18 protein-coding genes and 2 pseudogenes are annotated in these 22,362 nt (G+C 70.6%); 10 read left to right on the top strand and 10 right to left on the bottom strand.

Annotation, left to right across the window (positions count from 1 at the left end; translation table 11 throughout):
- Window positions 1-912 precede the first annotated feature (912 nt).
- Window positions 913-2,157, top strand: a complete 1,245-nt coding sequence (locus QK440_RS19210) for an IS110 family transposase (RefSeq protein ID WP_282794365.1) — start codon at window positions 913-915, stop codon at window positions 2,155-2,157.
- A gap of 54 nt (window positions 2,158-2,211) precedes the next feature.
- Here QK440_RS19210 and QK440_RS19205 read toward each other — a convergent pair whose 3' ends face one another.
- The 6 genes and pseudogenes from QK440_RS19205 to QK440_RS19180 all read right to left on the bottom strand — a co-directional run bounded on the left by QK440_RS19205 (window position 2,212) and on the right by QK440_RS19180 (window position 10,789).
- Entirely contained in the window at window positions 2,212-2,874 is a 663-nt protein-coding gene (locus QK440_RS19205; RefSeq protein WP_282794357.1) for a class I SAM-dependent methyltransferase, read from the bottom strand.
- Between the two features lie 247 nt (window positions 2,875-3,121).
- On the bottom strand, window positions 3,122-3,385 hold the full coding sequence (locus QK440_RS19200) for a hypothetical protein (RefSeq protein ID WP_282794356.1): 264 nt from the start codon (window positions 3,383-3,385) through the stop codon (window positions 3,122-3,124).
- Window positions 3,386-3,710: 325 nt separating this feature from the next.
- Window positions 3,711-4,292, bottom strand: coding sequence for a hypothetical protein (locus tag QK440_RS19195; protein ID WP_282794355.1), 582 nt, complete (start codon window positions 4,290-4,292; stop codon window positions 3,711-3,713).
- Window positions 4,293-4,416: 124 nt separating this feature from the next.
- Window positions 4,417-5,145, bottom strand: coding sequence for an SDR family NAD(P)-dependent oxidoreductase (locus QK440_RS19190; protein WP_282794354.1), 729 nt, complete (start codon window positions 5,143-5,145; stop codon window positions 4,417-4,419).
- A 251-nt stretch (window positions 5,146-5,396) separates the two neighbouring features.
- Window positions 5,397-6,288, bottom strand: a pseudogene (locus QK440_RS19185) (transporter).
- Between the two features lie 799 nt (window positions 6,289-7,087).
- Window positions 7,088-10,789 carry a DNA-binding protein gene (locus QK440_RS19180; protein WP_282794353.1) on the bottom strand — a complete coding sequence of 1,234 codons (3,702 nt, stop codon included), beginning with the start codon at window positions 10,787-10,789 and terminating at the stop codon, window positions 7,088-7,090.
- Between the two features lie 388 nt (window positions 10,790-11,177).
- Here QK440_RS19180 and QK440_RS19175 point away from each other — a divergent pair, with 388 nt between their 5' ends.
- Entirely contained in the window at window positions 11,178-11,597 is a 420-nt protein-coding gene (locus QK440_RS19175; protein ID WP_282794352.1) for a hypothetical protein, read from the top strand.
- 243 nt (window positions 11,598-11,840) lie between these two features.
- On the opposite strand, the gene QK440_RS19170 is transcribed toward QK440_RS19175, so the two are convergent.
- Window positions 11,841-12,305 carry a hypothetical protein gene (locus QK440_RS19170; RefSeq protein WP_282794351.1) on the bottom strand — a complete coding sequence of 155 codons (465 nt, stop codon included), beginning with the start codon at window positions 12,303-12,305 and terminating at the stop codon, window positions 11,841-11,843.
- 569 nt (window positions 12,306-12,874) lie between these two features.
- On the opposite strand from QK440_RS19170, the pseudogene QK440_RS19165 reads away from it, so the two are divergent.
- The 5 genes and pseudogenes from QK440_RS19165 to QK440_RS19145 all read left to right on the top strand — a co-directional run.
- Window positions 12,875-13,028 (top strand): annotated as a pseudogene (locus QK440_RS19165) (polyphosphate kinase 2); the annotation flags it as partial.
- A gap of 279 nt (window positions 13,029-13,307) precedes the next feature.
- Window positions 13,308-14,300 carry a dihydroxyacetone kinase subunit DhaK gene (dhaK, locus tag QK440_RS19160; RefSeq protein WP_282794350.1) on the top strand — a complete coding sequence of 331 codons (993 nt, stop codon included), beginning with the start codon at window positions 13,308-13,310 and terminating at the stop codon, window positions 14,298-14,300.
- A 145-nt stretch (window positions 14,301-14,445) separates the two neighbouring features.
- The gene (gene dhaL / locus QK440_RS19155; protein WP_282794349.1) at window positions 14,446-15,063 is read left to right on the top strand and encodes a dihydroxyacetone kinase subunit DhaL; all 618 of its coding nucleotides are present in this window, start codon (window positions 14,446-14,448) and stop codon (window positions 15,061-15,063) included.
- Window positions 15,060-15,491: a dihydroxyacetone kinase phosphoryl donor subunit DhaM gene (dhaM, locus tag QK440_RS19150; protein ID WP_282794348.1), complete on the top strand. Its 432-nt coding sequence runs from the start codon at window positions 15,060-15,062 to the stop codon at window positions 15,489-15,491. Before dhaL ends, dhaM begins: the two co-directional genes overlap by 4 nt.
- Window positions 15,492-15,841: 350 nt before the next feature.
- Window positions 15,842-16,765, top strand: coding sequence for a fibronectin type III domain-containing protein (locus QK440_RS19145; RefSeq protein WP_282794364.1), 924 nt, complete (start codon window positions 15,842-15,844; stop codon window positions 16,763-16,765).
- Window positions 16,766-16,903: 138 nt separating this feature from the next.
- Here the strand turns inward: QK440_RS19145 and QK440_RS19140 are convergent, their stop codons facing one another.
- The gene (locus tag QK440_RS19140; protein WP_282794347.1) at window positions 16,904-17,485 is read right to left on the bottom strand and encodes a PadR family transcriptional regulator; all 582 of its coding nucleotides are present in this window, start codon (window positions 17,483-17,485) and stop codon (window positions 16,904-16,906) included.
- Between the two features lie 237 nt (window positions 17,486-17,722).
- Here QK440_RS19140 and QK440_RS19135 point away from each other — a divergent pair, with 237 nt between their 5' ends.
- Entirely contained in the window at window positions 17,723-18,175 is a 453-nt protein-coding gene (locus QK440_RS19135) for a nuclear transport factor 2 family protein (protein ID WP_282794346.1), read from the top strand.
- 37 nt (window positions 18,176-18,212) lie between these two features.
- Here QK440_RS19135 and QK440_RS19130 read toward each other — a convergent pair whose 3' ends face one another.
- Together QK440_RS19130 and QK440_RS19125 are read right to left on the bottom strand one after the other, a co-directional pair.
- Entirely contained in the window at window positions 18,213-19,565 is a 1,353-nt protein-coding gene (locus QK440_RS19130; protein WP_282794345.1) for an aldehyde dehydrogenase family protein, read from the bottom strand.
- Window positions 19,566-19,576: 11 nt separating this feature from the next.
- Window positions 19,577-20,248, bottom strand: a complete 672-nt coding sequence (locus tag QK440_RS19125) for a helix-turn-helix domain-containing protein (protein ID WP_282794344.1) — start codon at window positions 20,246-20,248, stop codon at window positions 19,577-19,579.
- 236 nt (window positions 20,249-20,484) lie between these two features.
- Here QK440_RS19125 and QK440_RS19120 point away from each other — a divergent pair, with 236 nt between their 5' ends.
- Together QK440_RS19120 and QK440_RS19115 are read left to right on the top strand one after the other, a co-directional pair.
- Window positions 20,485-21,483 (top strand): LysR family transcriptional regulator, encoded by a 999-nt coding sequence (locus QK440_RS19120; RefSeq protein WP_282794363.1) that lies wholly within the window; start codon window positions 20,485-20,487, stop codon window positions 21,481-21,483.
- Between the two features lie 196 nt (window positions 21,484-21,679).
- Complete coding sequence (locus QK440_RS19115; RefSeq protein WP_282794343.1) at window positions 21,680-22,219, top strand: hypothetical protein; 540 nt, start codon at window positions 21,680-21,682, stop codon at window positions 22,217-22,219.
- Window positions 22,220-22,362: the final 143 nt, after the last annotated feature.

Genomic DNA, 22,362 nt, shown 5'->3' with positions numbered 1-22,362 from the left:
ACCTACCCATCCACGGCGGATCGCTACACCCGACCGGCCACAGTGTGTGACGCCCTTGGCACGGCCAACATACCGATTGGGCGCGGGAGTTGCAGCACTGGTCCGTTGAACCGGGGCAAGCGGCAATACTCTGGGCAAGTGCAGGCCCTGCGGCTTCCACGCGACCCGACCCTCTCAGCCTCCACGAAGGTCGCCGTCTCAAACTCGGCGTTTCCCTTGAAGGTCACCCACTTGAGCCTGGCGCGGCCCTCGAAGGTCGCCGACTCGAGCCAGGCGCTGTCCCTGAAGATCGCCCACTCGAACCAGGCGTCGCCTCGAAGGCCGCCAACCGGAACACGGCCTGCCTAATCCGGGGTGTAGGCGGCTTGGTCCGGTCTCCGCAAGGGGCTGGGTGAGCGGTCGACAACGGGCAGCGGAACGCCTTCGGCCCTCATGGTCCTGGAGACCCGCTCTGAGACTGGCGCCGGTGGGATCCGTGGCGGTGTCGTGGGCGTCGGGCAATGCCTGATGTCAGCCTGGCCCGAGAGGCCTTCGCCTAGAGCGGCGGGACCCGGCGCCTTCGTCACGGCCACGGACCCCACCACCGTCCGCGCCTCGCAGTGATGACGCGGGCGCCGGGCTGATGCCTTCGTTTCCCCTGGTCCTTCGAGACCTCTGTCAAGAGCGGCACAGCCCGGCGCCTCCGTGATCACCGTGAAACTCCCGGCGGCCGGCCGGACGTTGATCGTCACGGCGCGAGCCCGCCCCAGGGTCGACCTCTTGTTTTATCCGCGAGCCCGCGAGCTCTGCAGACAGACCGAGCCCCGTGGGTGCGCTGGTGTCGCGAACGGCTACTGAGATGGCGGACCTGTGAGTCCTGGGATTAGGACGCTGCGCGACCCGCATGTGCTCGTGACCTGCATAAATGAACGGATCTGGGAGGATGGCTTGACCGTGTTCTGTGGCATTGACTGGGCGGAGCGCCACCACGACGTAGCCGTCGTCGACGACACCGGCACCCTGCTTGCCAAGGCTCGTATCAGCGACGACGCGGCCGGCTACAGCAAGCTCCTGGACCTGTTGGCCGAACACGGCGACAGCCCGGAGACCCCCATACCCGTGGCCATCGAAACCAGCCGCGGTCTGCTCGTGGCTTCCCTGCGCACCGGTGATCGCAAGGTCTTCGCGATCAACCCGCTCGCCGCCTCCCGCTACCGCGACCGGCACGGCGTCAGCCGCAAGAAGTCCGACCCCGGCGACGCCCTGGTCCTGGCGAACATCCTGCGCACCGACATGCACGCCCACCGGCCGCTGCCCGCCGACAGCGAACTCGCCCAGGCCATCACCGTGCTGGCCCGAGCCCAGCAGGACGCCGTCTGGAGCCGCCAGCAGGCCGCCAACCAGGTCCGCTCGCTGCTGCGCGAGTACTACCCCACCGCCCTGCACGCCTTTCAGGGCAAGGAGGGCGGTCTGACCAGGGCAGACGCCCGGACGATCCTTACCCTCGCCCCGACCCCGGCGAAGGCCGCGAAACTCACCCTTGCCCAGCTGCGCGCCGCCCTCAGGCGCAACGGCCGCACCCGCGGCTTCGACACCGAGACCGCGCGCCTGCGGGAGATCTTCCGCTCCGAGTACGCCCGGCATCGCCCGGCCGTCGAGGACGCGTTCGGCCAGCGGCTGCTTGCGCTGCTCAAGCAGCTGGATGCCGCCTGCCAGGCCGCGGACGACCTCACCACGGCCACCGAAGCCGCGTTCAATGAGCACGCCGACAGCGAAATCCTGCTCAGCTTCCCCGGCCTCGGCCCCCTGCTCGGAGCCCGGCTGCTCGCCGAGATCGGCGACGACCGGACACGGTTCGCCGATGCCAGAGCCCTGAAGTCGTACGCCGGCTCGGCCCCGATCACCCGCGCCTCCGGCAAAAAGCACTTCGTCGGCCGCCGCTTCGTCAAGAACAACCGGCTCATGCACGCCGGCTTCCTCTGGGCCTTCTCAGCCCTCACCGCCTCACCAGGAGCCAACGCCCACTACCGGCGCCGACGCGAACACGGAGACTGGCACAACGCCGCACAGCGTCACCTGCTCAACCGCTTCCTCGGCCAACTCCACCACTGCCTCCAAACCCGGCAGCCGTTCGACGAACAACGCGCGTTCGCACCGTTCGTTCAAGCAGCTGCGTGACCTGGAGGTAGGTACGGATGAACGTAGGGAGCCAGTAGGCGCCTTTGTGACCTGTCAGCTGGCGGTCATCGGCGGTTCCGCGGTGCCCATGATGAAGTTGCCGCCCACAGTCCGGACATCGGCCGACCACCCCAGCGTTGCGAGCGCTTCCGTGAGCTCGCTGGGGTCGTGAAAGACCTTCACGATGCGATACGGCTGACCGTCGTCGAGTCGGCGCAGCACCGCAGGGATGGGCTGCTGAGCGAGAACCTCCTCGCGGGCGGCCTCTGCGGGGCCATCGTCGATAAAGATGGCTTTGCCGTTTGGCGCGAGTGCGCTGGCGACGGTGTCCCAGAACCCTGGCAGGCGGGACGGCGGGATGTGGGAGAGCCAGAAGGCGAAGAACACGGTGTCGTAGCGACGCGGGGGCCGCCAGTTGAACAGGTCAGCCTGGACGAACTGGACGTTAGGGGAAGCGACCCTCGTACGCGCGATGCCGAGCGTCTCCTCCGACACGTCGACGGCGGTCACCGAGCACGCCCGAGCCGCGAGCGCCCCGGTCCACTGGCCCGTGCCGCAAGCCAACTCCAGCACGTCCCCCACGATCGGGAAGTCGTCCGCCGCAGCCAGCAACTCCCGCAGGTCCTCACGCTCGGCATAGGGCCGGTCGTATCCCCCCGCATGGGCCCGGTAGTAGGCGATCTGCTCCGTTAAAAGGGCGTTCTCATCGCTGTCCATGGCCGGGACCCTACCGATCGGGTCACCCTTCCGTCCCGCTCGGTACGGCACTGGATTCACCGCGTGACTGAAAGATCACCAACTTCCTGCCCCTCGTACCGACTGTCGAGGGGCCGCTTGACTTCTTAGCCCCTTGAGATGTCTAGGCGGGGGTTACCGGTTGCGGGGTCACGGAGGGCGTTGAGCAAGGCGTTGGAACGGTTCGAGGCCGACGGTGAGGGGCAGCGTCGCCGCCAGATTCCGCCGATCAGCACTGTGAGCGGTCGCCGATCAGCAGCACGGAGATCGCAGGAGATGGTGCGGCTGGTGCCTCTGGAAGCTGCGCGGAAGGGGACCGGCGGGAGCGGGGACTCCAAGTGGCGGGGGCGCTGTCGCGGCTGGTGACCAGCAGCAGCCCGCCGCCAGCGGGGCGCAGCCAGCCCCGGTAGGAGCTGGGCTCGAGGTTGCCGGGGGTGTCGACGTTGTCGATCACCATTATCCAGCCGCGGACGGAGGCGCGTTGCTTCCGCATGACGTCCGCGAGTACGGTCTGCCCGCTTTGTGCGTCCTGGCGGCGGGCTTCGGGCAGTCCGTGCTTGTGGGTGATGCGGGTGACGTGCCCGCACGTGGCATCGAGCGCCGGTGGGTTGGGAGCCGCTCCCCCGGAACTCCACCCTCGTACCCTACTCGTGCCCTGCTCCGACCTGGCCGTTGTCACTGCCCCCCCAAGCACTGGGGCGCACTGTGCCGCGGCCAGCCTGGACAAGACGGCGTGCTGACGAGGTGGGTACCCCTACGGGTGGAGCGGGCCCGCAGGCAGGCACGGGCCCGGAGGCTCGACGCCTGCTGGGGCTGTCTCAATGGCGGTTGTACTTGTACAGGCGTGCCCGGCAGTCGGCCTCGGTCAGGCCGAGTTTCGTGGCGATGGCGCCCCAGTCCGGCTCGTCCTGCCCAACTTCGAGCGCGGCGCTCCGCCCCGTCTCGGCGAGAGTTTCCTCCAGGGCCGCGATGGCCCGCAGCGCGGCCAGGGGAGCGTCCTCGGCCAGCGCGGTCAGGCGCTGCTGCACCTGTTCCGGGAGGCCCTGCACGTCGGTCGGCAGGGGTACGGTCTGCCGCTCGACCACATCAACGTGCTGCTTCCAGGCGTCGTATGGGCCCCTCACGTCGTAGTCGTCGGGGGCGTCGGGGTCGATGTACTCCCAGTCGATGGTGAACTGCTTTTCTCCGCGCCAGCCGCAGGAGCACGCCGCCCGCAGTGCGCAGGCCCGCGGTGTGCCGAGGGTGCCGTCGTAGACCCACCAGTCGCTGGTCTGGTACATGTCGGCGGAACTGCCCGCGTCGAACAGCGCGGGCTTGGGTTCGCTGCCGTCGTCCAGGACTGCCGCCGCCCTGCCCTCGTGCGACGGCCCGAACTGCGACTCCCACATCACCGTGATCACCACGCCCCACCTTTCCTGGCCCGGCCAGTGGTTCGGTCTCGGCAATCATCGTGACGCCCGGCACCGGCCTGCGTACGCCGCTTCGGCGAAGAGGCACTGCCCCACCACCCGCGCCGGGAATCGGTCAGACCTGTTCGAAGTGGAAGGCCTTGATGAAACAGTCGCGGGGTTGGGCGACAGCGAAGAGGATGCACTCCACAAGTGACTGTGCGGTGAGAGCGTCCTTGGCCTCGCGTGGTGTGGTCTCCCACTCCTCGGAGAGCGGGTCAGGGTTGTCGAAGTCAGGCGGGTAGAGCGAAATCACCCGGACCCCCTGGGGTCGCAGGCGCTTGGAGAGGATCTCGGCGAACCCCGCCTGGGCGCTCTTGGCCGCGTAGAACGCGTCGTGCGCGTCCGAGCGGTGATGACCGGCCGTTCCGCAGGCGGAGACCATGGTCACCACGTCCGGCTTGTCCGAGTTGAGCAGGAGGGGGAGGAAGTTCTTCACGGTCAGGACGGTGCCGGTGGCGCCGGATGTGATGGTGTCGACGACATCGGCGTCGGAGGCGGATCGGAGGTCCGGGCCCTCAAGGTAGCGGGAGCCGTTGTTGATCAGCACGTCGATGCGGTCGGTGTGCCGGGCGACGCCGGCAGCGAAGTCGCGGATCGAGGCCGGGTCCGTCAGGTCGCAGGCGAAGGCGTGGACCTGCTGGTGCCCTCTGCCGCGTATCTCATCGCGGACACGTTCAGCGGCGGCGAGAGTGCGCGCGGAGAGGAAGACCTCGGCGCCGAGGTCCGCGAGACGGATGGCCAAAGTGCGTCCGAAATCGCGGCCGGCTGCGGTAATGACCACGCGGTGATCGGCGAGTCTCATGTCGGTGCTCCTGGTTCGTGGATCGGAGTGGTGGTGCAGTGCGGCTCCTGACCCCGGCAGCGTAGGCGGCCGCCCCCAGTCTCCAGCAGCGGCCCGCTGCCATGTCACGGCGGCATTGCTATTGATGTCGATGCCGAGGGGGCGGCGGGCAGTTCGGTGGCGAGCTGGAACAGCGGGGTCGAGCGGGTTTCCGCGAGCCGCATGCCGAATTCTGCACACCACGCTCGGGCCAGCGCTCCAGCGAAGACTCCTCATGCCGCGGCGTAGCTCAGGCGGAGCAGGTCCTGGGCGCGCTCCAGGTCCCGCTCCGCGCGCAACTGCAGCTCCAGTTCGCCGGTGCCGTGGTGGCCGAGCCCCGTCACGTGCCGGGTGAAGCCGGGGACGAGGTCAACTTCCTTCGGGTCGGCCTTGAGGTGAACGAGGATCTTGGTCTGCTGCTGCGGCGGCCAGGCGCTGGCGAGGTTCCGCAACCGTCGGTAGGCGCGGTACTGCTTGCGCCGCCCCCGGGTGACGCCGTCCCCGAGCCCGACCAGGACCTCTCGACCACCCGGGCCAGCTCGGCCATCGCGCCGCCCTACTTCCGATCCGGCGGCAGCCCGGCCGCGCGGCGCCGTACGCGCTTGGCCTCGGCCGAGTGCCCGGTGACGGAGGCCACGGCCTCAAGGCCGAAATGGTCGTTGCCGAAGTACCGGTAGCGGACCAGGTCGATGTAGCACCGGTGCTCGCGCACGGCATGCGCGTCGTAGCGGGTGAAGTCACCGGCCACGCGGATCAGCCTCGGCGCGCTCCACAGAATCTGCGACGCGGCCGTCACCCCGAGCCGGTCGCGGATCAGGTTTCGGAAGGCGTCCTTGTGGCTCGTCAGCCAGGCCATGTAGTAAAGACCCTGGTTGATCACGCCTGCGTCCGTACTGTGCTTGTATTCAACGGTCACCGGGGCCCCGTTCTCATCAAAGTCCAGCGAGTCGATGCCTCCGCCGTGGACCAGTCGATGACGTACTCGCTCGCGAGAAACGTGACGCCCAGCATCGCCTCCATGGGCGCCTCGACGAGATCCTGCACATCCGCCTCGACCTCAGCAAGACGCGGTGTGGCCTCGGTTATGTCGCCTTTGACGTTGTTGAACAGCTTCAAGCCCGGCACCTTCCCCTCCTCGGCTCGGAGGTCAACAACGCCGATAAGGCGCAGGATTGTTTCCGCGAAAGCTGTTCGGGGGCGTGAAGATGGCGTGCAAGCCTACATACGGCCTGCTCGGAGGCCACTCGCGCCCCTCGTCCGCCAGGGATCTACGACTCCCCCATATCTCCCGTGGGCCCCGGGCAGTGTAACGAAGCGACGCATCAGGGCGCCCGCCGCTCTTGGGTACGGCGACCGGCCCGAGCCCTCTCCACAGGGCCGTGGGGTGACAACCGGTGTAGACGGCTCCCAGATCCCAACCTGGGACAACGCCCGCACCCCTGCGCCTCGCCCGCGCGGCGAGCCGTGAGATCCCGCCCGGACCCGGCCCGCACCATCCTGGCTCTTCCCAGCGCCGCCGCACGACGCGGTCTGGAATTCACACCCCCTTACTCCACAAGACTCGAAGCGGGGCCGGGGGCCGTTGCAGGTCGCCTTATGCGATCGGCTGGCGCCGCTCCGGCATCGCGGATGCCGCTTTGGTCCACGCTGTACCACCGCTACGCTCGCGCTGTACTGGTGAAACAGCGGTCTTGCCGCGGCGTCTTCGAACCACTCGGGCACGTGGAGATCAGGCGGCGCAACGCGCTGGACGCCTGGCTCGTCGCCCGCAGCAGCGCAGGGGCCGCACCGCCACCGAGTGGTCACGACGCCAGGCAGGCCTCCATGCGGCAAGGCCGCTGCGGCAACGTCCAGGTCCGAGAGCGCGTTGCGTGGGGAGCGGCTGTCGGCGGAAGGTGCTCGGTGGGGACCTGGTAGTAGTGGATCAGGCGCAAGTCTCGCGGTAGGGCAGCTCCGGCAGGTACGTCCTCCAGTCGGCTTTGGGAAGGCCGCCCCCGGCGCGCTCGCAGGCCTGCTCTGTCAGGTGGGCCGGGGCCAGGTCGTACTCCTGCAGTGGTACGTGCGTGCTGGAGGCATGCAGTGTGTTCCCGTCCGCGCTGAAAGCGAGTGAAAGCACCTCGTCGCCGGGGGTAGGGAGGGGGGATCCGACGGCTTGGTTCGAGGCGGTGTCCCATACTTGGACCGTGCCGGAAGAGCCGCCGACGGCTAGCATCCCGCCGTCAGGGGAGAAGGCCAGGGCGGTTACGCTCTCCGCAGGTCCGTGGCTGTCTCCGGTATGCACGCCGGCCAGGACAGCGAGGCGCTGCCGGAGATCTCCGTCCCAGACCGTCACTCGGCCCCGCATGTCGCCTGCCGCCAGATACTTCCCGTTCTTGCTGAAGGCCACCGTCGCCGTCTCCTCATTGCCGAGCACATGCCGACTCGCCCGACTAGACCGCAGATCGGTGACGATGTTCTCTGTGGAGACCAGCTTGGTGTTGTCAGCGCGGAAGGCCAGCTCCGAAACAGAGTTCATTGGACCGGCAAATCCTGCCACCGTCCGCACACGCCTGCCTTGTTGTACGTTCCACAGCTCAAAGGACCTCGGCCGGTCACGGGCCACGGCCAGTGTCCGGCCGTTGGCACTCAAGGCGATAGCGAAGGTGCCGGCCTCCTTCACCCGCGGTAGGACAAGGGACGCGTGCCTGCGTTTCTTCGCGACGTCCCATACAGTGATCCGCTGCCGCGGTGGGGCTTCCGGAGCGGAGTTGCCCCAGGCCCGACCATAGGCGAAGTATCTGCCGTCGGCACTAAAGGTCATGAGGTCTGCGCACGAGCCGGCGAAAAAGGTCGGCAGGCAAGGGGGCCCGGGCAACTGGGCAATGCCACGCCCGGTGCGCCCGGCAAGCAGTTGAAAGCCGTCTTCGGGAGTACGGCGCACGGTTGCCAGGGTCCTGCCATCCTGGCTCCACTTCGCTGCACCAACCTGATGGTTCTGCCAGGGACCGGTTACCGCACGTCCCAGACTCAGGGACCGTACCGTCGTACCGGTGGCGGACAGATACCGTATGGCGTTTCCGGCGAGATCCAGTCGCAGTTCGTACGGTGATTCACTGATCAAGGGGTACCGGAACGCCGGTCCTTGGGGCGCTTCGTTTTGACGTATCGGTGCTCGCCACAGCTGGATCTCGTCCGTGCGGGTCGCGGCAGCGAGAAACCTGCCGTCGGCGCTGTACTGCAGTGTTTCCACACGGCCGGTATCGAGCTCCCGCAGTTCCTTGCCGGAACGGAAGTGCCACGTCCGGATCCCGGTGTCGGTCACCACTGACACCCGTTCGCTGTCTGGGGTGAGGGCGAAGCTGCCTGCACCACAGGGTGCCGACGCCAACTCGGCGCCTTTGGTGAGAGGGACCTTCCGCCGCTTGGCGATGTCCCAGAGCTGGAGCGGCCGCTCATCGCTGCATACCGCTAACAGTCGGCCGTCTGCACTGATAGCTGTGTCTTGAACCAATTCTTCTTCCGCGCGCGAGACCCGCAGCAGCAGCCGGCCCTCCTGGACGTCCCACGCCTCGATGTCGTTGCTCAGCACTACCAGAATACGGCCGTCAGGGCCGAACTCGGCCTTCCAAGGTCGTCCCCGGCTCTTGAGTTCTTCGGTCATCCGCCCTGCTTGAACATCCCATAGCCGGACGCTGTCGTCCTGCAACAAGGCGATCATCCGGCCGTCCGCACGCACCCTGATGGAGTCTTCAACACTGTCGCCTCTGCGGGGTCTGCCGATCCCCGGATAGGTGTGCGTCCGCCGGTGGGTTCGCACATCCCACGTCACGATGCGGTGGGACGAGATGTTCATCAGAGTACGACCGTCCCCGGTCAGGTGGTGCTTGGTCTGCGTGCCACTCGTACCAGGAAGGGTGAAGACGTCCTCCTCCCTCTGCACCACAGCGCTGAGCAGTGCCGACCGCGTCTCCGAGGTCTGCGCCAGCTTCCAGGCAGCCACACTCAGCTGCATCGCCTTCACGGGATCGGAAAACCGCATGCTGTCCGCGACGCTGGCGGCGCGTCGTGCCTCCGCCTCAATCTTTCGGCGGTCGCTGTTACGGCTCTGCTGCCAGGCGGCGACACCGGCAACGAGTGCGAGAACCAGCAAAGTGGCCAGGATGGTCACCAGGCCATTGCGACGGCGGCGGGCGCGAGTCCGGGCGGTGCGAGCGGCGCTCAGAAAAGAGCGTTCCAGGGGAGTGAGGGCGGCCTCGTGCTCCGCGGCGGCAAAGAGATTGTCGGCGGCCTCCAGGCGGGTACCGCGGTAGAGGGTGCCGGGATCACGGTTGAGACGCTGCCAGGTGGTTGCGGCCTCGGTCAGGCGCCGATGTTCCACCAGCTGTTCCCGGCTCTCTGTGATCCAGTGGTGCAGGCGGGGCCAGCCGGTGATGAGGGCTTCGTGTGCGAGGTCCACCATGCCGTTGTCGAGGGTGATCAGACGGGCACGGGCCAGCTTGTTCAGGACCTGATCGATGTCACCGGTGTCTGCGGCGAGGTCGAGTTCCGCGCGTGCCACGGGACGGCGGGTGTCCGGGACTCCTTCTCCGGGTGTGATGAGACGTAACAGCAGCAGCCGGGCCAGCGGTCCCTGCGTGGCGGTGAACTGGTGGTAGACGGTCTCAGCGGTCTGGGCGATCGCGCCGTGCAGCCCGCCGGTAGCCTCGTACGCTTCCAGCGTCAGGGCTCGGCCGCGGCGGTGGCTCCAGGTCTCCCGCAGCACGTGCGACAGCAGCGGCAGCCCGCCCGGCTCGTCCTTGATCTCGCTGAGCAGCCGTGCGGTCAGGGCACGCTCGACGATCAGCCCTGCGGACTGGGCCGGTTTGACGATGGCCTCACGCAGTTCGGCCGAGGTCATCGGGCCGACCAGGAGGCTGGAGTTGGACAGTGCCTCGGCCAGGCCGCGGTGTTCGGCACAACGGCCGTAGAAGTCCGCGCGTACGGCTACCACGACACGAATCCTGCTCCTGGGGTCACAGGAGCCGAGCAGGTGGTCGATGAACTGCGCGCGTTCGGCGGCATCGTGGCACAGGGTGAAGACTTCCTCGAACTGGTCGATGACGATGACGGTGTCCGCGTCTCCCTCGGCAGGCCGCAGGGCCTTGGCATGAGCGCGCAGCGGGTGCTCGCCCGGGGTGAGCAAACGGATCGCCGACAAGCTCCTGTGCTTGTCGCGCAGCACCGGGATCAGGCCGGCGCGCAGCAGGGAGGACTTGCCGCTGCCCGAAGGGCCCAGGATCGCTGCGAACCGGCGCTGGCCCACCAGTTGCTCGGCCTTGGCCACGAGGCGGTCCCGGCCGAAGAACACGTCGTGATCGTCCGGTTCGAAGCGTGCCAGTCCCCGGTACGGCGATGAGCTTCGGGCACCTCCGCGCTCGGCAGCAGCGACCGCTTCGTGCGCCTCTTTCCACTGGCGCTCCCACTGCGCCGCATCTCCCTTACAGGCCCGGACGTACGCCAGGGTGACCGCGAGTGAGGGGAGCTGCGTGCCGGAAGCCGCCTGGGAGAGAACAGTCACGGAGTAGTGGGCGATCCGCGCCATCTCCCGGTAGGTGGGGCCGCCTGCTTCCTGGCGCAGCTTCCGCAGCGCGTAGGCGAACTGCTCCACGGGGCCCGCGTTCGGATCAAGGGGCGTCTCCGGTCGGCCTTTGGGCACGGCTCCCCCTCAGCGCCATTCGGCTGCCTGTGAACCCGGCCCACGGTAGAAACCGTCTGAGACTGTCTGCAAGAGCCGCTTCCAGCCGCCGCGCTCCCCCGGTCACCGATTTGTTTGGTGTGGTGCGGGGGCCTGCCGAACAAGTGCGCCAGCCGGTGAACTGCTGCACACAGCGCCTCTCCGGGGCCAGGCCCGGCACAGGCCGGCCGCAGAAGCCCGGTTCGGTGGCACACCTGGGAGCCGGCTTTTTCGGCCAGCGAAGGCTGCACGGCACCCGGCGTGCCCCTGGGGCGTCCGCCTCGCCGGTGATCTCCACCGGCGATCAACGAAACGAGGAATCGTGACGGTTGCATCAACCCCTCGCATCAAGCGGAAAGCCGCACTCCTGATGATGAGCGTTGCCCTGACCGCCGGGGCGACCGCCACGTCGGTGGCGGCGAGCCCGTCCACCGCGAGCGACGTCGGCGCGCAGTCCTGCTACGGCAGTGCCAAGAACTACACCGCCATCGGCAACGGGATCGACCGCGCGTACTGGCCGAACACCGGCTTCAAGTACACCACCGGCAACTGCGCCGACATCAACATCAAGACCAACCACAAGCGCGTCGTACGGGCCTGCTGGAAGACCATTCCGTGCAGCGGCTGGGTGACCGCTCCCAAGGGCCAGTGGGTCGAGGTCAAGAGCAACGTGCCCGACGGCTGGGGCTTCTACCTCGAGTTCAAGGGCGGCAACAACGGCACCGGCAAGGTCGCGTACTGACCTTGCCCACAACGCGGGCATAAGCACGATCGTTGCCCACCGAGCGGCCCGGCCCGCAATCCGGGACCGGGCCGCCCACACACACCACGACCCGGGCCGCGGGCACCGCCACCCCCGCTTCCCGGCTTCGCGAGGACCTCGACAGGGGAGCAGCTGCCAGGCCTCACGGCGTAGTGCCGTTGTCAGATCCAGGCCGAATCACGTCGGGGAACGCAGCAATACAGAGGCTGGACACGGAGCCGTTCAGTACGCCCGCCTCATCCCGGCGAGTTCCTCATGACCGGTCGAGGGTGACGTGGACCCATGGCCATCGCGGGGGTGTGGACATGGGTCCACGCGGGCGCCCGTGCCAGACCATGCGACGCCACCCCGCCCATCCCGCGCGATGTACCAGTGATTCCTGCGGGCGAGCGCGCCGGGAGTCTTGCGGGAGTACAACGGGCCCACGAGCTGCATGGGCTGTTCGAAGGCCGGATCATCGGCCCGTACGAGGGTGTGCGTGACCAGCGCGGCGACCCAGTGCCCCGGCAGCACGTCGCACAGAGATCGAACCAGCAGCGAACCGATCGCCCCCTGCGCCTGCACGCCCAGCAGGCCGACAGGATGTGGAGCGTTCGGTGCCAGGTCGGAGGCCCTCTCCTTGGCGAGCGAACCATGGACGATGACGACTTCGTGCCCGAGAGTCAGGCTGGCGAACGCGGTGGTCACCCGGTAGAAGTCTGTCGCCGGAACGTCCTCGTCAGGGTGCTCACCCCGACGCGACAAGGCGTTGCCGTCGAGAGCGATGACCCTACGCTTGGCTGGGGAACTCCAGGGCGGCCCGGCATCCGCTCGGGCCGATGGTACGGCTCCGGCTCTCCCCGAGGCCGGGTCGACGGCGCCGGTGCATCCGGACGGTCAGTACGTAAAGTGCCGCACTGACCACGAAGGCGACCACGGAGGAGCCTGCCAGAAGTACCGAGAACAGCTTCCACGGCTTCCAGGTCAGTGACGTGGTCACGGTTCTCCCCTCCACCGAGTCGTCTTCCGTCTTCATCGAACGCCCAGAACCGTTCCGGAGGATCGTGGCGAACGGCCCGGACACGGTGCCGAAGGGCCCGACCACGGCTACTGCGACTCACCGGCCAGCGCAGACTGGACGGGAGAACACCCCGGACGCGGCATGGTCGACCGGTCCGGTCCGGGCCGGGCCGCGCCCCGCGGGCGGGCGGTGCAAGAAAACGGTGAAGGTCCCGCGAGCGGCATACGAACGTGGCCTCCTGCTCCTGCAGACGAAGCCGCTGCGGCGCTGGAAGCTGTCCCCGATGGATTTTGGATCGATCAAGCGCCGGGCCCGGCTCAACACGATCGCCCACCTGCTGGACTCGGTCCCGTGTCACGAGGTGTCGCTCCAGAACTCGAAATGCCCCCAGACCGCCATCGACCGGATAAGAGCGTCCGCCGCGCGATCGGCAGACGTACGTACCCGATCACGCGGCCGACTTGTCTGTTCGGCTCCTCTGAGATCGCCAGTGCCGGTGCCGGGGCGGTCCATGTGGTGGGAACTCGCCGAGCCGCCGTCACGTGCGGCGGACCCGCGCGTGCGGCCTCGCCCGCCCCGGCGACCGCCTCCGGGACAACGCGAGGCTCCACGCACGTGACCTTCGCCGCCGCAAGGTCAATACTGCCGATGACAGCGGTGAAGGGCCCAGCTGATACGAGGAGATACCCATGAGGATGCTCATCAACGTGGCGGAGACCGTGGTCGCGGATGCGCTCAGGGGCATGGCGGCCGCGCATCCCGAGCTGACCGTGGATGTCGAGAACCGTGTCATCGTCCGCGCGGACGCGCCCGTCGCCGGGAAGGTCGCGCTGGTGTCGGGAGGCGGCTCCGGGCACGAGCCGCTGCACGGGGGGTTCGTGGGTCCGGGGATGCTGTCGGCCGCGTGCCCCGGGGAGGTGTTCACCTCGCCCGTTCCGGACCAGATGGTGCGGGCGGCGGCCGCGGTGGACAGCGGCGCGGGGGTGCTGTTCGTCGTCAAGAACTACACCGGTGACGTACTGAACTTCGACATGGCCGCCGAACTGGCCGAGGACGAGGGCATCCAGGTCGCCAAGGTCCTCGTGAACGACGACGTCGCGGTGACCGACAGCCTCTACACCGCCGGGCGGCGCGGCACCGGCGCGACCCTGTTCGTGGAGAAGCTCGCGGGCGCCGCGGCCGAGGCGGGCATGCCGCTGGAGCGCGTCGAGGCCGTCGCGCGGCGCGTGAACGACAACTCCCGCAGCTTCGGCGTCGCCCTCGGTGCCTGCTCCACCCCCGCGAAGGGCTCTCCGACCTTCGACCTGCCCGCCGGGGAACTGGAGTTGGGCGTCGGCATCCACGGCGAGCCCGGCCGCGAGCGGCGCCCGATGATGACGTCCGGCGAGATCGCCGACTTCGCCGTGAACGCCGTCCTGGACGACCTCGACCCCCGCAACCCGGTCCTCGTCCTCGTCAACGGCATGGGCGCGACGCCGCTGTTGGAGCTGTACGGCTTCAACGCGGAGGTGCAGCGCGTGCTCGCCGAGCGCGGGATCGCCGTGGCCCGCACCCTGCTCGGCAACTACGTGACCTCGCTCGACATGGCCGGAGCTTCGGTCACGCTGTGCCAGATCGACGAGGAGCTTCTGCGCCTGTGGGACGCGCCGGTACGCACAGCCGCCCTGCGCTGGGGCATGTGACGGCCCCCTCTCCCCCGCCCCACCCCACGACCGGACTTCCCCCTCACCGCCAAGAACGTTCCGCCCGCAGTCGCGCCCCTCAGGCGCACCCTTGATTCCGCCCTTGATTTCGTCCCTTGGTTTCGCCTCACAGCAAGGAGACCCCGTGCTCGACGCCGATTTCTTCCGCCGCTGGCTGACGACGGCCGCGGCGGCCGTGGACCGGGAGGCCGGCCGCCTCACCGAGCTGGACTCGCCCATCGGCGACGCCGACCACGGCAGCAACCTCCAGCGCGGCTTCGCCGCCGTCGTCGCCACCTTGGACAAGGAGTCCCCCGACACACCCGGCGCCGTGCTGTCGCTCGCGGGGCGGCAGCTCATCTCCACCGTGGGCGGCGCGTCGGGCCCTCTGTACGGCACGTTGCTGCGCCGCACCGGCAAGGCGCTCGGCGACGCGGTGCAGGTGCGCGAGGCGGAGTTCGCGGAGGCGCTGCGGGCCGGGGTCGACGCGGTGGCCACGCTCGGCGGCTCCGCGCCGGGGGACAAGACGATGCTGGACGCGCTGGTCCCGGGCGTCGACGCGCTGTCCACGTCGTTCGCGGCGGCCCGTGCGGCCGCGCGCGAGGGCGCTCTGGCGACGGTTCCGCTCCAGGCCCGCAAGGGCAGGGCGAGTTACCTGGGTGAGCGCAGCATCGGTCACCAGGACCCGGGCGCCACCTCGTCGGCGCTCCTGTTCGAAGCCTTGGCGGAGACCGCCGCGGCCACGAAGGAGGCCTCCGCATGACCAGCGGCACCTCTCCCGCGGACGGCGGCGACCGGCGCGTGGGCATCGTGCTCGTCTCGCACAGCGCCGCCGTGGCCCGCTCCGTGGCGGACCTCGCCCAGGGCCTCGCGGGCGGGGGCACCGCCCCCGTCGCCCCGGCGGGCGGCACCGAGGACGGCGGCCTCGGCACCAGCTCCGAGCTCATCACCACCGCCGCGCGCCAGGTCGACCGGGGTGCGGGCGTCGCCGTCCTCACCGACCTCGGCAGCGCCGTCCTCACCGTCAAGGCGCTGCTCGCCGAGGGCGACGAACTGCCGGACCGCACCCGCCTGGTGGACGCGCCGTTCGTGGAGGGCGCCGTCGCCGCGGTCGTCACCGCGTCGGCGGGCGGTGACCTGGCCGCCGTGGAGGCGGCGGCGCAGGAGGCGTACAGCTACCGCAAGACCTGAGGCCGTGCCGCGGGGGCATGTCGGCCGTCCGGGACGGTCAGAGAATCAAAGGGTGTCCAGGAGGATCAGGCGGCGTTCGGCAGGACCAGGGGCCGTCCAGGAGGATCAGGGAGTGCCCGGAGCATCAGGGAGTGCCCGGAGCATCAGGGAGTGCTCGGAGGATCAGGGGGTGCTCGGAGGACCACAGGAAGGCGCGCGGAGGATCATGGCGCCGCACCTCTTGATGTGACCCCGCCAGCACTGCCACATTGGTCCGGACCAATTGCCGTCGAGTGGAAGGCACCCCCGTGCGACGGACCCCCCACACTTTCCGCTGGACGTCCGCCTGTCTCACCGTCACCGCCGCCTGCCTGCTGAGTTCCTGCGCCTGGGGCGACGGCGGGGGCGAGAGCTCGCCGCCGCCCCAGGCGCCGCGCGGCGTCACCGTACAGGCGGGCAGTGCCACGTCCGTGCACGTCATGTGGAACCAGACCGCCGACGGCTCCGACATCAGCGGGTACGACGTCTACCGCGGCACCACCCGGGTCAAGCGCGTCCCCGCCGACCGGCACATGGTCGACGTCACCGGGCTCGAGCCGTCCTCGACCTACTCCTTCACCGTCCGGGCCCGTGACGCCGACGGGCGCGTCAGCGCGGACAGCAAGAAGCTGACGGTGACCACGCCCGCCGCGGTGGCGGCCGACCGCAAGGCGCCGTCGCGCCCGCGCACCCTGCGCGGCGAGGCCGAGGGCGGGCGCGCGGCGTCCCTGTCGTGGGCCGCGTCGTCGGACGACCGCGGGGTGGCCTCGTACGAGATCTACCAGGGGCCGACGAAGATCCACAGCGTGGGCGGCGGCACCACGGCCACGCTCCTCACCGGGCTGCGGCCGGGCACCGCGTACACCTTCACCGTGAAGGCGCGCGACGCCGCCGACAACTTCTCACCCGCGAGCCCCGCCGTGCGCGTGACCACCGCGGGCAGCAAGGACAGCGGGCGCGGCACCGCCCCGGCGGCCTTCCGCGCGACCACCCGTACCGAGGACGGGGCGTACTACGTCGACCTCTCCTGGCGGCCGCCGCGGACCGGCGGCGCGGTGAGCGAGTACCAGATCGCACTCGACGGCAAGAGCGCCACCTCGCTGGTGTTCGGCGGCACGGCGCCCCGCGACAAGGCCGAGCACAGTTTCTACGTGGGCAAGGAGGCGGGTGTCAGCCACCGTGTGAAGCTCCGTGCCAAGCTGCCGGACGGCACGTGGGGCGCCTACTCCCCCGAACGGACCGTCACCACCCGGTGAGCCGGAAGGCGACGCCACTCCCCTGCCCCCGGGGCCCCGGCCGTCCACCGACCCCGGGGGTCCCCGGGGTCCCGAGCCGATCCGCCCGCACCGAGTCGACCGTCTCCGCCCAGGCCGCCGGGGCAGGCGCGCCGTCCGTCACCCTCCGGCGCGCCCCCGCGTGGCCTCCGCCCGGCGCCGGGTGAGCAGGTCCGCGGTCCGCAGGCACCACTCGCGTGTCTCCCGTTCGAAGGCGAGTCCGCGCTGGCAGGTGAGGTACGGCCCGATCCGCCGGCTGGTGCGCAGGAACTCGTCCTCGTCCTGGCCCCCGCGCAACCTCCGCAACAGCGCGCCCAGGACCTCCGTCTTGGCCTCGGCGACGGCCGCCCGCTCCCGCAGTTGGGCGATCACGGGGGCCGCGTCGACGCCGTCCACGGCCTGCACCTTGACCAGCAGGTCGTCGCGGATGAACGACGGCTTTGCGGCGGCCGCGGCGAACGCCTCCAGCTCGGCGAGGCCCGCGTCCGTGACCGTGAACAGCCGCTTGTTCGGCCGCCCCTCCTGCACCACCTCGCGCCCGGCGACGAGCCCCTCACCCTCCAGCCGGGACAGTTCGGCGTAGAGCTGCTGCGGCAGCGCGTGCCAGAAGTTGGCGACGCCGATGTCGAAGCCCTTGGCGAGCTGGTAGCCGCTGAACTCGCCGTCCAGCAGCGCCGCGAGCACCGCGTGCCGCAAGGCCATGCGCCACCGCCTCCCCTGAGCCTCCGCCGCCCGCGCCCCGCGGACCGCTCCTTCTTCTTCCCTCGGACGTTCCCTCTTCCCTCGGACGCCCGCGTACCCCATCATAGTCATCAATCTGACTAGTCAGATCCTTGAGTATGCGCACGCACCGTATGAGACGCCGCATGCGCCGCGTGTGCCGTATGCGCCGTATCCGCTGTATATGCCGTCGGTTCTTCGTCCCGCTGGAGGTCCACCATGTCCGCCCACCCCGCCGCGGTCGCCGCCGAGCGCTTCCGCGCCGCCGTCGAGAAGCGCGACCTGTCCGCCGTCGCGGAGCTGTTCACACCCGACGTACGCCTGTACAGCCCGGTCACGTTCCGGCCCTTCGAGGGCAGGGAGATGGTCCTCGGCCTGTTCGGCGTGCTGCTGCGCACCTTCGAGGACTTCCGGTACGTCGGATCGTTCGAGGGCACGGCCGGGACGAGCGCCGACGGGGCCGAGGCCCCGTCGGCGGTTCTCCTGTTCCGGGCGGGTGTCGGCGGCAAGGAGATCCACGGGATCGATCTGCTGCACGTCGACGAGGCGGGCCTCATCAAGGAGTTCACAGTGATGGTGCGGCCGCGGTCGGCCGTCGAGTCCCTCGGGCAGGCCGTGTACGCCGGGCTGGTTGCCGACGGGCTGGTGCCGTCGCCGCCCGACGGGCGCTGACCGGGCGGTAGGCGGGCCGGGCCGGGACCGGGAGGGCTCAGGCTCCGAGCGGCACGTCCAGGCGGGCCTTGCGGTGGCTGAAGACGGCGATCGAGTGGGGGCCGTGGTAGGCGCCCATGCCGCTCTCGCCGACGCCGCCGAACGGCAGCTCGGGCACCCCGAGATGGGCCATCGGCAGGCCGAAGCCCAGGCCGCCCGAGGACGTCTCCGCGGCGATGCGCTCGCGGGTGGCCGCCGAGTCCGTGAAGGCGTACAGGGCCAGCGGCTTGTCCCGGTCGTTGATGAACGCGATCGCCTCGTCCAGGCCGTCGACCTCGACGATCGGCAGGACGGGGCCGAAGATCTCCTCGCGCATCACGGGCTCGTCGGGCTTCACGTCGGCGAGGACGGTCGGCGCGATGTACTTCGCGGCCCGGTCCGTGCGCCCGCCGGTGACGAGGCGGCCGGAGTCGAGCAGGGCCGAGAGGCGGTCGAAGTGCCGCTCGTTGACGATGCGCCCGTACGCCTCGGAGGCCGCCGGGTCCGGGCCGAAGAGCTCCTCCACCGCCCGGGCCAGGGCGTCCTCCAGGGCGCGGGCGGTGGCCGGGTCGGTGAGGACGTAGTCGGGGGCGACGCAGGTCTGGCCCGCGTTGGCGAACTTGGCGCGGGCCAGGCGCCGGGCGGTCTCGGTGAGGGCGGCGCCGTCGAGGCCCGCGTCCACGAACGCCGGTGACTTGCCGCCCAGTTCGAGCGTGACCGGCGTCAGGTGCTCGGCGGCGGCGCGCATCACGATGCGGCCGACGGTGCCGTTGCCGGTGTAGAAGATGTGATCGAAGCGCTGGGCGAGCAGCGCCGTGGTCTCGGGTACGCCGCCCTCGACGACGGCCACGGCGTCGGTGTCCAGGTAGCGCGGCAGCAGCTCGGCGACCAGCGCGGAGGTGGCGGGGGCCAGCTCGCTGGGCTTGGCGACGACCGCGTTGCCTGCCGCGAGCGCGCCCGCGACGGGCACGAGGAGGAGCTGGGCGGGGTAGTTCCAGGGGGCGATGACGAGGACGACGCCGAGCGGGTCGTACTGCGTACCGGCTCCGGCCGCCGGGCCGAAGGTGGCGCTGACGTCGACGGCCTGCGGGCGCAGCCACTCCTCCAGGTGCTCCAGGGTGTGGTCGATCTCCCGGACCGAGAAGTCGATCTCGGAGCGGTAGGCCTCGGCGCGGGGCTTGCCGAGGTCCGCGTGGAGCGCGTCGGCGAGGTCCTCGCGGTGCTCGGTGAGCAGCGTGCGCAACCGGGTGAGCTGGCGCGTGCGCCAGTCGAGGGGCCGGGTCCGGCCGGTGCGGAAGGTCGCGCGCAGGCGGTCGACGAGCGCGGCGGCCTCGGCGGAGTCGGTCACGGGGGCGGGGGCGGGGTGGTTCATGGGGTCCTCCACTAAGTGCGGGACGGTGGGGTGGGGCGGGGCAGCAGCCCCGTGAGCAGGGCGTCCGTGGCGGGCCGCAGCAGGCGGGCCGCGTCGGGCGCGGTTTCGAGGCCGATGACCAGGGCGAGGCAGATGTCGGCGGCCCGGGTGGGGGTCAGGACGTCGGTGTCGGTGGCCGCCGTGTTTGCCGGGTCAGCGGACGGCGGGGGCCCGCCGTCGCGGTGTGCCGGGGCACCGGGTGGCCCGCCGTCGCGGTCGCCGAGGCCCGCCGCCGCGAACTGCTCCGCGAGGAGGGTCCGCAGCCGGGCCGTGAAGGCGTTGCAGATGTCGCCGGACAGGCGAGCGTTCGGGTCGAGGAGCTCGACGGTGTGCGGGGAGCGGCCGGTGAGGTCGAGGACCAGGTCCAGCTTCGCGGCCAGGATGCCGTGCACGCGCTCGGCGGGCGGCGCGGCGCGGACGGCGGCGGCCTCGGCCCGCTCCAGGGCGCGGTCGTGCAGCCGCCGCGCGAGGCGGCGGACCGCGTCGTCCTTGCCGCGTACGTACTGGTAGACAGCCGAGCGGGACACCCCCATCTCGCGCGCGATGTCGTCCATCGTGGTCCGCCGGACGCCGTACCTGCTCAGGCAGGCGTACGTCGCGTCGAGCACCTCGGGGAGACGGTCGGCGGCAGCCGCCTTCACCATGTCGCGTTCACCATTGGCGCATTCACCATGTCGGATTCACCATGTCCGGCCGGTCCTCTCCTCGGGTGCTGCGCTGCGGCGGCGGTTCCTTCACGAACGCCCTGCGTGACAGTGAGGCTCCGGCTTCGCGCGTGCCGCACAAGGCCTGCCGCGAGAGCCTCTGACGTTCTGCGTTCGAAATGTCAGGACGTCACGCGCTCGACGGTAGACCGCGCTTCCCATAGGAAGCCAATAGGATCTCCGGCATGCCCCATAGGGATTCCGATGGCACACCGTCGCGCCGTACCGGCAGCGCCTCCGAGCCCGAGCCGGTCACGCAGCCGCCGCCCCGCCCGCCCCTCGACCTGTCCTTGCTGCGCACCTTCCTCGCGGTGCACCGGTCCGGCTCGTTCACGGCGGCGGCGCGGCTGCTCGGCCTGTCGCAGCCGACGGTCACGACGCAGGTCCGCTCCCTGGAGCAGCAGCTCGGCCGGGAGCTGTTCGAGCGGCGGCCGCGCGGCGCCGTGCCCACGTCGGTCGCCGACGAGCTGGCCTCGCAGGTGGCGGGCCCGCTGGACGCACTCGCCGCGGTGGCCGACCGGGGCCCGCTCGCCCCCGCCAAGGCGCCGGACCCGGTGCACCTGGCGGGCCCGGCCGAGCTGCTGTGCACGCGGGCGCTGCCCGCGCTGGCCCCGCTGACCGAGCGAGGGGTGCGGCTGCGGGTCACCCTGGGCCTGACCGACGAGCTCCTCGACGGGCTCCGCGGCGGCCGCTTCGACCTGGTGATCTCCACGATGCGGCTGCGCGGCCGCACGCTCAGCGCGGTGCCCTTGGCCGACGAGGAGTTCGTGCTGGTCGCCTCCCCCGCCTGGGCGGAGCGGATCGGCCCTGACCGGGTCGCGGCGGACGGTGCCGCCGCGCTGCGCGGGGCGCCGCTCGTCGCGTACGCCGACGACCTGCCGATCGCCCGCCGCTACTGGTGGCACGTCTTCGGCGAGCGCCTCACCGCCCGGCCCGCGCTGACGGTGCCGGACCTGCGCGGCGTGCGCGCCGCGGTGGCGGCCGGGGCGGGCATCACCGTGCTGCCGCGCTACCTGTGCCTGGACGAGCTGGCGTCCGGGGCGCTGGTGCCGCTGCTGCTGCCCGAGGACCCGCCGATCAACACCGGTTACCTGGCGCAGCGCCCGGGCACGCCGGACAACCCGCACGTGCGCCTCGTCCGCGACCACCTGCTCCAGGCGGGCCCGTCGTGGTGACACCGACCGTGGGCGGCGGACCGGCGCGCCGGCGGGCCGCTGTCGGCCGGACGAAGGACGCCGTCACCTGCCCGGAGGCGGTCCGCATGCGGTGGGGTCCCGGGGCACGTTGGCTCGTCGTCAGGTAGCACGGGTGTTTCCCGATCGCGGCGGCGCATGGGACGTACCGCCCCCCGTGCCGCCGGAGGGCTGATTCATGCGTACGACCCAGATATCCCTTCGCTCCGGCCTGACCGTCGCCGCCATAGCGCTGCCGCTGGCCCTGAGCGCCCCCTCGGCGCTCGCCGCCCAGGGGATCAGCGTGTCCGTGGACGGCACCACCGTGCGGGCCACCACGACCGTCTGCTCCACCGGGGAGGCCTCGCTGCTCAGCGACGGCGTCGCCAACTTCTCCCAGGGGCGGCAGGCGGCCCTGACGGGCGGCAACGCCTCCTGGCAGAACGTGGCGCCGGGCACCCATACGGTCGTGGTCATCTGCGCCAACGGTACGACGGCGGGCTCGCAGGCCGTGACGGTCGGCGGCGCGCCACCCACACCGACGGCACCGACGACACCGACGGTCGCGCCGACGACCTCGTCCACGACGGCCCCCGCGCGCGGTGTGCGCGGCGGCCTCGGCGGCGCGGTCGAGAGCTACGGCACGGTGACGCTCGCCGTGGGCGGCTCCCTGGTGGCGGCGGCCGTGGGCGGCGGCGTGTGGTACCTGCGCCGCCGAACCGTCCGCAGCCACTTCTGACCCCGTCGTCCCCGGACCGGACAGCCAGTCCGGCTCCCCTTCCCCTCCACCCGGCCGGTTCTCGGGGACCGGCCCCCGTCGCACCGGACCGGGGCGTGAGCCCCCGGCCCCTCCGGCTGCCGCCGTCCCGCCGCCCGCGGGAC

The organism is Streptomyces sp. CC224B, assembly GCF_030010595.1.
In the GTDB taxonomy this organism is placed as follows: domain Bacteria; phylum Actinomycetota; class Actinomycetes; order Streptomycetales; family Streptomycetaceae; genus Streptomyces; species Streptomyces longispororuber.
The sequence above is the reverse complement of the archived record's forward strand: the minus strand, read 5'-3'. Positions and strand labels throughout refer to the sequence as shown.